Origin of the sequence: Siminovitchia sp. FSL H7-0308, from assembly GCF_037980985.1 — a bacterium.
Taxonomy (GTDB): domain Bacteria; phylum Bacillota; class Bacilli; order Bacillales; family Bacillaceae_C; genus Siminovitchia; species Siminovitchia thermophila.
Genome location: NZ_CP150282.1, coordinates 1,851,877 through 1,864,374 on the forward strand (window position 1 = coordinate 1,851,877; position 12,498 = coordinate 1,864,374).

Genomic DNA, 12,498 nt, shown 5'->3' on the forward strand with positions numbered 1-12,498 from the left:
CAGTCATGAGTAAAATCATTGTCATTAAGTTCGGCGGAAGCATGATCGATTCACTGTCCGACGAATTTTATGAAGGAATAAAAAAACTAAAGGACGGCGGATGGCAGCCTTTAATCGTACATGGCGGCGGACCGGCTATTAATCAAATGCTTGACAACTTAAAAATAAAGTCCGAGTTTCATAACGGCTTAAGAAAAACAACAAAAGCGGTTATGGATATGGTAGAGATGGTTTTATCAGGAAGCATGACCAATACGATCGTCAGAAATGTAAACAACCACGGGCTGTCTGCCATCGGAATGACAGGCTTTGACGGACCTTTACTTGAAGCAAAGCCGATTGATTTTGAAAAGCTCGGTTATGTCGGCGAAATAACACATGTCAATAAACATTTGCTGCTAAAAGTAATGGCGCTGGGAATGATTCCGGTCATTTCACCGATCGCACCTGGAGCAGATGGCAAAATCTCTTATAATATTAACGCAGATACGGCAGCGGGATCTATTGCCACTGCCTTGGATGCTGAAAAACTATTATTTGTCACAGATGTTCCCGGCATTTTAAAGAATGAACAATTAATGGAAGTAGCAACCAAATCAGAAATTCTCGACTTGATAAATGAAGGAACGATTACGGGAGGCATGATTCCAAAGGTCAAAGCCGCTCTGGACAGCCTTGATGAGGGAATGAGCGAAGTCATGATCGTAAGTGGAAATGCCCACATAGTCAGTGAAGGAAAAATTATCGGGACAACGATAAAGAAAGAATTGGAGGAAATCCCGTATGTCTCATCTATTTAACACATATGCCAAATGGGATGTAGAAATCTCATCCGGCTTAGGAACAAAAGTGATTGATACAAATGGCAAAGATTATTTGGATTTTACTTCCGGCATTGGTGTATGCAATCTGGGGCATTGCCATCCCGAGGTTGTTGGCCCTGTTCAAGAACAGTTGGAAAAATTGTGGCATACATCCAACTTGTTTCAAAGCTCTTTGCAGGAACAAGTGGCAGAACTGCTGGCGAACCATTCTTGCGGAGACTTGGTATTTTTTGCGAACAGCGGGGCAGAGGCCAATGAAGCAGCTATTAAATTGGCTCGCAAGTTTACCGGAAAACCGAAAATTATTACGTTTCTCCAATCATTTCATGGCAGAACGCTTGGAACGATCGCGGCAACAGGACAAGAGAAAGTAAAGACCGGCTTTGGCCCGATGCTTGAAACATTTCAACATGTGCCATATAACAACATCGAAGCAGTTAAAGAGGCCATAGATGGACAAACGGCCGCAGTCATGCTGGAAGTGATTCAAGGCGAGGGAGGCGTCATCCCTGCCGACTATGATTTTCTCAAAAAATTGGAGCAAGTGTGTCACGATAACGGACTCCTGCTAATCATCGACGAAGTTCAAACGGGCATTGGCAGAACAGGAAAACCATTTGCCTATCAACATTACAATATTTCGCCGGATATCATTACATCAGCGAAGGGACTTGGAAACGGCATACCTGTCGGAGCGATGATTGGAAAGAAAAAGTTAAGTTCGGCATTTGGACCGGGCAGCCACGCCACTACATTCGGCGGTGGACCACTTGCGATGACAGCTGCCAAAGCGGTGCTTAACATCGTGTTTCAGGAACATTTTCTTCAAGAAGTAGAGGACAAAGCGGACTTTTTTGCAAAACAGTTAACGAAAATGAAGGATCGGCTTGATGGCTTGGTCAACATTCGCCACAAAGGGCTCATGTATGGCCTCGAATTTAAGGAAGATGTCGGCTCTTTGGTTACCAACTTAAGGGCGAACGGACTTCTTGCATTAAACGCCGGACCAAATGTGTTAAGAATGCTCCCTCCTTTAACAGTTACTTATAAGGAGCTGGAGGAAGCATTAAATATCATTGAAAAGACAGTTTAATTTTTTTACATGGAAATGCATAAAAATGCAAATTTAAAAATAAAAATACGAAAGCGGGGAAAGGAAGAATGGAAGGATCCTTACTGCTCGCTAATGGTGAACGATTTACAGGCCAGTGGCATGGAAAAAACAGCGACTCCTTTGGAGAAATCATTTTTTATACAGGTATGGGACGGATTCAAGAATTTATCACCGATCCGGCAAACAAAGGAAAAATAGTGGTAGCGACATTTCCGGGAATAGTAAATGTCGAATTGGATAAAGAACAATTTGAAAGTGATCAGATTCAAATAAATGGACTGATCATCCAAGATGATTTATCCATACCGCAAAATGCCGATTTGTACCATGAATTATTGACGGCAAACATCCCCATCTTGGCTGGGGCAGATACCCGGGCCATCGTCAAAAAGGTTAAATATGCGGGGGAAATGCCGGCTGTTTTGACACTGGGCAGCAGCAACCAACTATTTCCGATTGATCAAAAAGAAGGAAGAGCAGATAAGAAAAAAGTTGACATGATCTTAAAAGAGGGAAAAAACCATATCGTCATCATTGATTTTGGATATAAAAAATCTTTGCTGAAACTTCTTAAAAAAATCGATTGCAAGGTGACGATTGTTCCTGATCACGCTACGAAAAAACAGATAGATTCACTGAATCCGGACGGTTTGATTTTTTCCGGAGGATACGGAAATCCATTGTTATGGGAACAATACTTAAACGAATATAAGCACATGGCCGTAAGCTACCCGGTTCTTGGTTTGGGACTTGGCCACCAAATTTTGGCGCTTTCTTTCGGCGGCAACGTGGAAAAAATGCGGACGGGACACAGAAGCTTCAAAGAGCCGATCATCGATTCAACAACACAAAAAGTATATATGTCCGTTCAAAATCATGGGTATGCTGTCCAAAACAAACAACTTAATAAGAATGGATGGCGCATTTCCTTTAAAAATGTTCATGACGGAACCATTGAAGGGCTTGTTCATGAACATTATCCGATAGCAACGTATCAATTTCACCCGGATCTTTATGATCATCCGCTGAATACGATTGTATTTCAAACTTTTTTCCATCATCTTGGAGAACGCAAAGGAGCAAGAGTGTATGCCTAAAAAGAAAGACATCAAGAAAGTATTGGTCATCGGTTCCGGGCCGATCGTTATCGGTCAGGCTGCCGAATTTGACTATGCCGGAACGCAAGCATGCATGGCTCTCAAAGAAGAAGGTTGCGACGTCGTTTTGGTCAATAATAATCCGGCGACCATTATGACAGATGAACAGTTTGCCAAAACAGTTTACTTTGAACCATTGACCATTGACAGTATGACAGAGATCATCAAAAAAGAGAAGCCTGATGGAATCCTTGGAACACTTGGAGGACAAACAGGGCTCAACTTGACTGTCGATTTATATAAACGGGGCATTCTCGAACAGTATGATGTGAAAGTGTTGGGTACATCCCCAGAGTCTATTATTCAGGGAGAAGATCGCCAGGCTTTCCGCAAACTGATGCATGAGCTGAAAGAACCTGTTCCCGAGAGCGAAATTATCCATTCGGTTGAAGAAGCCATCACATTTGCAAAGCAACAGGGTTTCCCCATTATTATTCGCCCGGCATATACGTTAGGCGGAGGGGGAGGAGGAATTGCCTCCAATTGGGAAGAACTCCGTTCCATTGTGAAAAAAGGATTGGATTCCAGCCCCATTACACAATGTTTAATTGAAAAAAGCATTGCAGGCTTTAAAGAAATTGAGTTTGAGATGGTCCGGGATGCCAATGACACATGCATTGCGATTTGCAGTATGGAGAACTTTGATCCGGTGGGCGTCCATACAGGTGATTCAATTGTCATCGCACCACAACAAACCCTTTCTGACAGTGAATTTAATACGCTTTATAAATCGGCGGTGAAAATTATTCGCGCATTGGGAATTGTCGGCGGCTGTAATATTCAATTTGCCCATGACCCACACAGTGATCAATACTATTTAATCGAAGTGAATCCCCGCCTAAGCCGGTCTTCTGCCCTTGCCTCGAAAGCGACGGGTTATCCAATTGCAAGAATAGCCGCCAAACTCAGTTTGGGCTATCATCTGCATGAACTAATCAATCCGGTTACCGGTACGACTTTTGCCAGCTTTGAACCAGTGGTAGATTACACGGTTGTTAAAATGCCGCGTTGGGCTTTTGATAAATTTCCGCAGGCACAGCGCAAGCTCGGTACCCAAATGAAGGCAACAGGAGAAATAATGGCCATAGATAGGCTTTTACCCGCAGCATTTCAAAAAGCTGTCAGATCCCTTGAATTAAAAACATGCGGCTTGGAGCTGGAAGGATTAGCTTCGTACACTGAAAGTCAATTATGGACTTCTGTTTCGCAGGCGGATGATGAACGCTTCTTTTCCATTCTGGAACTCATGAGAAGAGGTGTTTCAAGCAAAGAAATCCAAGAAACAACGCACATTCATATGTATTTTCTGGATTGCCTGCAAGAACTTGTTCAATTGGAAGCACAAGCAAAAAAGAAAACATTGGAAACAGTGTCACATGAATTTTTAAAACGGCTAAAGGAAAAAGGATTTTCCGATCAATGGCTTGCTAGGATATGGAAAACCACCCTTGCTGCAGTCCGGGAAAAACGGATTCAAGAAAACATCACCCCTGTTTTTCAAATGGTTGATTCTTGCGCGGGAGAATTTCCGGCAGCGGCTCCTTACTTCTACTCCACATGGAAAGGAGAAGGGGATGTCGTCAAAAACAATACGAAGCGCAAAGTGGCCATTATCGGGTCGGGACCTGTCAGGATTGGACAGGGGATCGAGTTTGACTATTGTACCGTTCATGCGGCATTATCTTTGAAAAAAGCCGGCTATAAGACGATTTTGATCAACAATAATCCAGGTACGGTAAGTACGGATTTTCAAATCGCCGACCGCCTCTATTTTGAACCGCTTCATTTGGAGGACGTCTTAAATATTTTAGATTATGAAAAGCCCGACGGCGTCATTGTACAACTGGGCGGCCAAACGGCCATTAATTTGGCGGATGGGCTAGAAAACTTTGGATTTCCCCTATTGTCCATTTCACAGGATCAAATCGATCAAGTGGAAGACCGGGAGAAATTTTATCAGCTCTTGCAAGAGCTTACCATTCCCCATATTCCGGGATTGACAGCTCATGATGCCGATGAATTGCTGGAGAAATCGGAAAGGATCGGCTTCCCAGTGTTATTAAGGCCTTCTTATGTCATAGGCGGACAGGGAATGCTCATTATTCAACAAAAAGAGGAATTGGAGCAATGTAAAAATTCCATTCAATATCCGGTTCTAATAGATGCGTATTATCAAGGGGTTGAAGTAGAGATTGACGCATTAGCAGACGGAGAAAACATATTCATTCCCGCTTATTTTGAACATATTGAAAAAGCCGGGGTCCACTCAGGAGACAGTATTACGGTAACTCCTCCTGTAAATATAGGTCATCAAGTAAAAGAAACGATTTTCTCATACACTGAAAAAATCGCAAAAAAGCTGGCATTCAAAGGAATCTTCAATGTCCAGTTTGTTGTTTATAAAGGAACGGTCTATGTGCTTGAAGTTAATCCGCGAGCGTCAAGGACGGTGCCGATTGTAAGCAAAATTACTGGAATCAATTTAATTGATGAATGCGTGAAAATACTAACTGGTTCAGCATTGTCTGCTGTTGTTCCGAATCAGCTACCATTTTACACCGTGAAGCACCCTGTTTTTTCCACCGGAAAACTTGAAGGGGTGGATCCAGTCTTGACACCCGAAATGAAGTCTACTGGCGAGCTGATCTCCATTGGAAACACGTTTCATGAAGCAATGGCCAAAGCGGTTCTTTGGAACGAACATTTGACAGCAAATGCCGAACAGTTAGCCTTTTTCGTCGACGAATGCCCAGATCAGGAAAAATGGCTTGCATTCATTACTGAATCCGGTTTTCAGGCGGTTACCGAAACTGCGGAATTGCCATTTGCCGAGTGGATAAAACAACAAAGAGGGGCCATATTGGTAAGTCTTGGTCATTCTAAACATTCCGTTCAAAATCGGAAAATCGCTTCTTTGGCCCAAGTCAACATATTAACCGAAAAAGAAACACTGGAAGCTTATTTATCAGGCTTGCAGCAACAAATAACTGAGCCAAAGTCAATGCAAGACTGGCTTGGAAACTGTGAAAAGGAAGTGCTGACATAATGATCGCCTCACAAGTGAACCTGAAAGGAAAACATTTACTCACGTTGGCTGATTTGTCCAAACAAGAAATCATGCAATTAATCATGGATGCGATAAAACTAAAAGAGATGCAAAAGAAAGGAGAAAACCATCAATACTTAAAGGGAAAATCACTTGCGATGATATTTGAAAAATCATCTACAAGGACGCGAGTTTCCTTTGAAGTCGGAATGACGCAGCTCGGAGGACACGCTTTGTTCTTGGGCCGCAATGACATGCAGATGGGTAGAGGGGAGACAATCGAAGATACCGCCAAAGTGCTCTCACGTTATGTGGACGGTATTATGATTCGCACATACGAACATGATACAGTTGTGACACTGGCGGCAAACGCCAGTGTGCCTGTCATAAACGGGTTGACGGACGACTATCATCCTTGCCAAGTACTGGCCGATTTAATGACACTTTACGAAAAGAAAGGAAGCTTGGAAGGAAAGAAGCTTGCATATATCGGCGACGGAAACAATATGACTCATTCCTTGATGATCGGCTGCGCCAAAACGGGTGTAAGCTGTTCTATAGCCGCACCTAAAGGATATGAGCCAAAAGCAGCCGTCATTGAAACTGCCATGAAATTTGCGGAAGCCACAGGAGCGGTGATCGAAGTGACAAACAATCCAGTTGAAGCCGTTTCGGACGCTGACGCAGTATATACGGACGTATGGACGAGCATGGGATGGGAAGCAGAGCAGCAGGAAAGGGAAAAGGCTTTCCAACAATTTCAAGTAAACAGCGAACTCATGGCTCACGCAAAGAAAGATGCCATTTTTCTCCATTGTTTGCCTGCCCATCGCGGAGAGGAAGTCACTGCCGAAGTCATTGATGGACCGCAATCCGTTGTATTTGATGAAGCCGAAAACCGCCTTCACGCCCAAAAAGCAGTATTGGCGGCACTGATGGCCGATTGATTACTGGCAGTAATGGCAGCAAGATTCCAATCAGCAATTGGGTTTAGGCTAAGGCTACTTTTTAAACTTGTTCGGTAATTGGTTGAATACCATACAATGATTAGGAAGTTACCTTTTCAATCAACATTTAATTAAACAGAAAAGAAAATGCAACCTTTTCATGGGTTGCATTTTCTTTTATTCCACTCCTTTTTTAAATCGATCCCCAAACCGAGAATACACTAAGCCAAAGATAATAATACCTGTAAATAAAATCAAACCAATAATGAATAGTAAATTGTTTTGTAATATGTCGCTTAATAACCAAAATACCATGCTTACTGACAAAGCTAGCAACGTTTTTCCATAGAATTTACTCAACGCCAGTTTATCGTACTCTGCTTTTTCCTTTTTGGATAGTGTATTAAATCCTGCAATAAGAAACATTCCTTTTCCATTCAATAGAAACACACCTAAAACAGTAAATAAAAAAATACCTATGCTTAACAATAACATGTTAACACCTCCAAAAAGTTAAGTGTTCAATAATACGTACGGGTGCGTATTAAAAAAGTTTCTCGGATAAAAGAAAGACTTATAACAATATATAAACTAAAACGAGGTACCCGATAAATTTCTAATTTCATTCCATCTACTTTGTGGGTAGTGTCAGCTACGCTGGTATTACCCCAAATTGAGAGAAAACGAGATGGCCACTGGGGGATCAACTGCCGGAAGGCTTGCGACGCATAGGAGGTACTAGTGCAAGCGAAGCGACTGGAACAAGGAAAGCTTTGACAGCACCGCCAACACATTTAGAAAAAATGGAAGCGCTTCCTTTAGGGGGCGCCAACTCGAGCTTGCCAAATAGGAAGTGTAACCTTATTACCGGTGGGGGAATAAAGGTGCACCGGCTAAAAATAGCTAACCCTGTTGATTTGAAATTCAATTTGCTTGAAATGCAAAAGATGCATCACCCCTTGTAGGCGTTCGTCATATTATGTAATAGAACATGGATGGGGGGGTGCAGTACAGCGTGAACAAATTGCAAACGAAACATTTTTCTGTCACCATTTTGCCTCCTGCAACGGTTTATCATCCGGTAGATGGACGGAAATATACATTCATTTTATCGGATCATTCATCAAACCGCTATTTGGCCATTGGCTATAAGTATGCATCAAACTTATTAAACGTTCATCATGATCAGGAAGATATTTTAACCGCTGAATGGAGACCCGAGCTCGGAGAATATGTCATGAAAGGTAACATTTGTTTAAGCAATAAGGAAAATGATGTATTTGCCGTTCGTGAAAAATTAAAACAATATGAGAAAATGCTCCCGGAAGCAATATCTTTTATTATACATGCTGACAGATCATTTTATTCCCATGTGCCATGGCTGCTCGACGCACCTATATATATGGAATGCACTTCATTGGATCGGCACGTTCGGACTACACAATATATGGGAACACCGCGCCAATACTTGAACAACAAAAAAACACAGGCCAGTTCATAACCTGTGTTTTTTTGTTTGTCTCACTATTTAAAGTATACTTTGGTTTTGAGACAAGATGCATTTTTCTGCCTGTACTTCCTATAATATATATTATGTAAACTAAAAGCGACATGCCAAACCTGTTATACAAGCAAGCCTTCATTTGTTTTTTAGCCGGCTGTCCTCCATTCCCTCTTTGGCAGGAAATCCTTACCGGAAATCAATTTGAATACCATTCAAGAAAAACATCCTTTTCTATTACATTCAAAATACGCGGTATAAAGCATTTCTTTCTTTGCTATTTGATTATAACCTTTTCCCCAATATGGATGACCTATCCAAGTTCCCATATGACTCGTTTGATTGTTTCTATTTATATCTTTTAGTGTGATCACGCCGGTTACTTTGCGGTCTTCGTTTAAGATAACCCTTGAATATTGCTTTCCTAATTTTTCCTGTTCCAGAATAAAATTGATAAAATCCTCAGTACCTTTTAAGGATGTATGGTCTTCGGTAAGACCTAAAGCATCCTTAACTTCAGGTTCTGAAGATAGCTCTGAGATAGACCTGGCATATTGTAACTCGTGAGGAACCAAGAATACTTTTAACATCTTGTTGTCCTCCTTTTTACATTTAATGGGATAATCGGAAATTCCAAATATTTTCCAGCCGGCTCGTTTTTTCATTATCGTCAGCCGGCTGTTCTCCATAGACTCTGCAGGTATAAGGGTATTTTTTAGCAAAATCAAGAAATTACAATGGTTGCCTAGCTATCTGCTGATTCATCGATCGATACGCAAAATGATTTGTAGGCCCCTGTCCCTTCCCAATACCGAGGGTATGTTTAATGGCGGCGGAAATAAATTCTTTTCCTACTGTAACAGCTTCCTTTATACTTTTTTGCTTTGCAAGCTCCGCCGTAATAACTGCTGAAAACGTACAACCTGTTCCATGAGTATGCTTCGTATCAAAACGGGGAGAAACAAACTCCTCAAAGTTCTCGTCAAAGTATAGAACATCGCGGGCTTCTCCGTCCCTGTGCCCGCCTTTTACGATGGCTGCTTTAGCTCCATATACTTGGACAATTTCTTTGGCGGCATCACGCATCTGCTGTAAAGTTTCTATGGATTTCCCGATTATTACTTCTGCTTCCGGGATATTAGGCGTAATCACCGTCGCTTGTGGAATCAATAACTTTTTAAGATGATCAATAGCATCCTGATAAAGCAAATGATGCCCGCTTTTGGCGACCATAACCGGGTCCATCACATATGATTGAATATTTGCTGCTTTCAACTTTTCAGCTACTAGTTCAATAATGTCTATACTTGCAAGCATACCGGTTTTTACGGCATCAGGCTTGATGTCTTCAATTACACAGTCTATTTGCTGAGAAATATTATTTTGGGACATTTCCTCAAAGCTTTTAACACCGAGTGTGTTTTGGGCCACAACCGATGTAATCACAGCCATTCCATACACTCCCTGTTCCTGGAAGGCTTTTAAGTCTGCATGAATACCTGCTCCTCCGGTTGGATCTGTTCCCGCAATTGAAAGTGCTTTATAAATTTCTGTCAACAACGTTCCTCTCCTTTAGTTATGTTTAACGGTTTCAGTTATGATCTTAGTAAATGATCGCTTTTACTGAGGCTGATCCTAATAAAACACCTGTCTCCGATAATAGTTTATAGTAGTACATTGACTTTAGCCAATAAAAATGAATCTGTCCTATCTATCTCTATTCATTGTTTGACCAACTACAACAGACCATGCAGGTTCAAGATAGTGATGCCCGTCTTTTGGAGCGAACAATGCTCCCACTTACGATTGGTCAACGTGATTTTTTGTTCAATATAAAATACTTTACCCCAAAATAAAGAAATAGCATCACCCAAATGGTGATCCAAACAAACACATTATTTACAATAAATATGGCAACAGCCCCGATTAAAATCAATATAAAATCTATTTTGTTTTCAAGTTTTTTCTGTCTCACTACAAAAACGATAAGCGAAATCGTTATTAAGAGCATCATCATATCAATTATTTGCATTGGTACCATTAACCCCCTATATAAAAGGATAGCATAATATTATTGAATTGATAGCGAAAATAAAGGACCTTCCATTATTTCAACGCGATAATTAGATGAAAAAGGGGATGGCGCAGAAAGTCAAATGTCACTGACTTTTTGTACCATCCCAGCCGTTAGGTTCTTTTTAAAAAAATGAACTTCTGTATCTGTCAGCTCGCCTATACGATGTGTTAAGCTTTACAATTCATATTGTTCTTTTGCTAAATCTAACAACCCTTTATTATTTAAATAGGATTCAGGAACTAAAAATGTTACGGTCACCACCCCAGGATGGCGGCCAATTTCAATAGCCCCGTTAATTGTAGCTCTATTCATCACTTCCGGCACCGTAATGCCGAAAAAGTTGGCGGCCCGTTCCATGCCATTCGTTGTCGCGTCATTTAAATTAGCGCCTGTGCCTACAAATGATATGGGACATAAATCTTCGATTTCATTCATATTCCATTGTTTTGCTAATTGTTTGGCGCGCAGTTTTTCTTGTTCGGTAAAAGGCTTGGCCAAATAAGGTAAATCCTCTTCCACTGGTAAAAGGATCGGACCTTCCAGTTGCATATTTTTTAATACTCGTACTTGCAGGTTCACGATACCCGCAACATCTGCTGTATGTCCGGCGATTTCTCCGTCTCCTTGCATAGCATGCATATCACCGAGATAGACACCGCCACCTTTTACCTTAACTGGGCAAATGAGTATCGCGCCCTCTCGCACACGATTAATATCCATATGGCCATCAGTTCTATCCTCAAGTTGCTCTTCGGTAATTCCATAATCATGCGGCGCATTCAATAAAAATTGCCCAAAATCCCCAGCATTATGAGAGTCTGGCATCGGTCTTGCGGGAACAGTGCCTAGTTGCCCTAAAAACGCCCGGATTCTCGCCATCGTCGCAGGCATATCATGAGGTGCAAAAGTCACTATTGGATTTTGAATCGATTGCTCCGGCGTACACATGTATTTTCTGCCATCTTTGGCTACCGTTTCCGCGGCTTCTTTCGTAAGGGTCAGACCCATTGTTTTTTGATCATCGAAAGCAATCGTATAAGCATGTGTAAAATCAAATGGAGTAATATCAGTATCACAAGTTTTACAATGGATGGCCGTATTACCAATTCCTTTAATAACTGTCTCGGGATTGACCGTGTTACAGACGGGGCAAATTGCGGCGACAAACGGATCGCCATTAAAACGCCCTTCCACTGGCTTATCGTTTCCAGATGCCGTCGCCATGGAAGTGATTTCGATTGATTTTATATAAATAACAATGGCGTCGCCTACTTCGGCACCTTCCACATACACTGGTTTTGTAACTTCATGTCCTCCTTTTAAAGCAGGCGTTATCATGGGTCCCCAACAACCAGGCGTTGTATTGGCGACGATATATCCTCCATCTTGAACGACATACTCCATTTCTTTATTGGGATCAAGTATTCCATCTGTAAATTTATTGACAAATACAGTCTGCTTTGCGTTCATATTTGTTCAACCTTTCCCCTTTTAGGTTTTATGGAAGCTGTAAGTGAAAAAATGGTAATTGATAAAAGTCAACTATATTGAAATCCTTTTCCCTAAGCGCAGACAAACACCTTGTTCCTATCAGTGTATGTTCTTTTATAGTCCCTCCTACTGCCAGTTTTTATAGAACTTCGAAGTGAAAAAGAAGAAAAACCTTCTCAGCAGCTCCTTATATAAATTTGGTTATATGTTCATTCTACCTAATGATTGGCTCCGTGTGGTGGTGTATATGTTAATTTTTTATAAACCTTTTGATGAAAATGATAATTCTTGGCTGCCCTAATGAGATATTGAAAGTCAGGATGGAAGGTCGCCCCTATTGG

Annotated in this window: 11 protein-coding genes; 6 read left to right on the top strand and 5 right to left on the bottom strand. The window is 41.5% G+C overall.

The window, feature by feature from the left end:
• Window positions 1-5 precede the first annotated feature (5 nt).
• The 5 genes from argB to argF all read left to right on the top strand — a co-directional run bounded on the left by argB (window position 6) and on the right by argF (window position 7,088).
• The gene (gene argB / locus MHB50_RS08850) at window positions 6-800 is read left to right on the top strand and encodes an acetylglutamate kinase (RefSeq protein WP_340085152.1); all 795 of its coding nucleotides are present in this window, start codon (window positions 6-8) and stop codon (window positions 798-800) included.
• Complete coding sequence (locus MHB50_RS08855; protein ID WP_339163267.1) at window positions 784-1,917, top strand: acetylornithine transaminase; 1,134 nt, start codon at window positions 784-786, stop codon at window positions 1,915-1,917. Before argB ends, MHB50_RS08855 begins: the two co-directional genes overlap by 17 nt.
• Window positions 1,918-1,985: 68 nt before the next feature.
• Complete coding sequence (locus tag MHB50_RS08860) at window positions 1,986-3,035, top strand: carbamoyl phosphate synthase small subunit (protein WP_340085153.1); 1,050 nt, start codon at window positions 1,986-1,988, stop codon at window positions 3,033-3,035.
• Window positions 3,028-6,141 (top strand): carbamoyl phosphate synthase large subunit, encoded by a 3,114-nt coding sequence (locus MHB50_RS08865; protein ID WP_340085154.1) that lies wholly within the window; start codon window positions 3,028-3,030, stop codon window positions 6,139-6,141. Before MHB50_RS08860 ends, MHB50_RS08865 begins: the two co-directional genes overlap by 8 nt.
• Complete coding sequence (argF, locus tag MHB50_RS08870; RefSeq protein WP_340085155.1) at window positions 6,141-7,088, top strand: ornithine carbamoyltransferase; 948 nt, start codon at window positions 6,141-6,143, stop codon at window positions 7,086-7,088. The genes MHB50_RS08865 and argF overlap by 1 nt, the downstream gene beginning before the upstream one ends.
• 177 nt (window positions 7,089-7,265) lie before the next feature.
• Here argF and MHB50_RS08875 read toward each other — a convergent pair whose 3' ends face one another.
• On the bottom strand, window positions 7,266-7,583 hold the full coding sequence (locus MHB50_RS08875) for a DUF3784 domain-containing protein (protein WP_340085156.1): 318 nt from the start codon (window positions 7,581-7,583) through the stop codon (window positions 7,266-7,268).
• A gap of 520 nt (window positions 7,584-8,103) precedes the next feature.
• On the opposite strand from MHB50_RS08875, the gene MHB50_RS08880 reads away from it, so the two are divergent.
• Window positions 8,104-8,589, top strand: coding sequence for a staygreen family protein (locus tag MHB50_RS08880; protein WP_340085157.1), 486 nt, complete (start codon window positions 8,104-8,106; stop codon window positions 8,587-8,589).
• A gap of 215 nt (window positions 8,590-8,804) precedes the next feature.
• Here MHB50_RS08880 and MHB50_RS08885 read toward each other — a convergent pair whose 3' ends face one another.
• The 4 genes from MHB50_RS08885 to MHB50_RS08900 form a co-directional block, all read right to left on the bottom strand.
• Window positions 8,805-9,179: a GNAT family N-acetyltransferase gene (locus MHB50_RS08885; protein WP_340085158.1), complete on the bottom strand. Its 375-nt coding sequence runs from the start codon at window positions 9,177-9,179 to the stop codon at window positions 8,805-8,807.
• Between the two features lie 142 nt (window positions 9,180-9,321).
• Window positions 9,322-10,146 (bottom strand): bifunctional hydroxymethylpyrimidine kinase/phosphomethylpyrimidine kinase, encoded by an 825-nt coding sequence (thiD, locus tag MHB50_RS08890; RefSeq protein ID WP_077113527.1) that lies wholly within the window; start codon window positions 10,144-10,146, stop codon window positions 9,322-9,324.
• A 253-nt stretch (window positions 10,147-10,399) separates the two neighbouring features.
• Complete coding sequence (locus MHB50_RS08895; protein ID WP_077113450.1) at window positions 10,400-10,621, bottom strand: hypothetical protein; 222 nt, start codon at window positions 10,619-10,621, stop codon at window positions 10,400-10,402.
• Window positions 10,622-10,840: 219 nt separating this feature from the next.
• Window positions 10,841-12,136 carry an acetamidase/formamidase family protein gene (locus MHB50_RS08900; RefSeq protein ID WP_077113451.1) on the bottom strand — a complete coding sequence of 432 codons (1,296 nt, stop codon included), beginning with the start codon at window positions 12,134-12,136 and terminating at the stop codon, window positions 10,841-10,843.
• Window positions 12,137-12,498 lie beyond the last annotated feature (362 nt).

Bases quoted from the DNA above. Each gene is read 5' to 3' on its own strand.
- argF (WP_340085155.1), top strand. From the start codon at position 6,141: ATGATCGCCTCACAAGTGAACCTGAAAGGAAAACATTTACTCACGTTG.
- MHB50_RS08865 (WP_340085154.1), top strand. From the start codon at position 3,028: ATGCCTAAAAAGAAAGACATCAAGAAAGTATTGGTCATCGGTTCCGGG.
- MHB50_RS08895 (WP_077113450.1), bottom strand. From the start codon at position 10,621: ATGCAAATAATTGATATGATGATGCTCTTAATAACGATTTCGCTTATC.
- argB (WP_340085152.1), top strand. From the start codon at position 6: ATGAGTAAAATCATTGTCATTAAGTTCGGCGGAAGCATGATCGATTCA.
- MHB50_RS08875 (WP_340085156.1), bottom strand. From the start codon at position 7,583: ATGTTATTGTTAAGCATAGGTATTTTTTTATTTACTGTTTTAGGTGTG.
- MHB50_RS08900 (WP_077113451.1), bottom strand. From the start codon at position 12,136: ATGAACGCAAAGCAGACTGTATTTGTCAATAAATTTACAGATGGAATA.
- MHB50_RS08885 (WP_340085158.1), bottom strand. From the start codon at position 9,179: ATGTTAAAAGTATTCTTGGTTCCTCACGAGTTACAATATGCCAGGTCT.
- MHB50_RS08860 (WP_340085153.1), top strand. From the start codon at position 1,986: ATGGAAGGATCCTTACTGCTCGCTAATGGTGAACGATTTACAGGCCAG.
- MHB50_RS08855 (WP_339163267.1), top strand. From the start codon at position 784: ATGTCTCATCTATTTAACACATATGCCAAATGGGATGTAGAAATCTCA.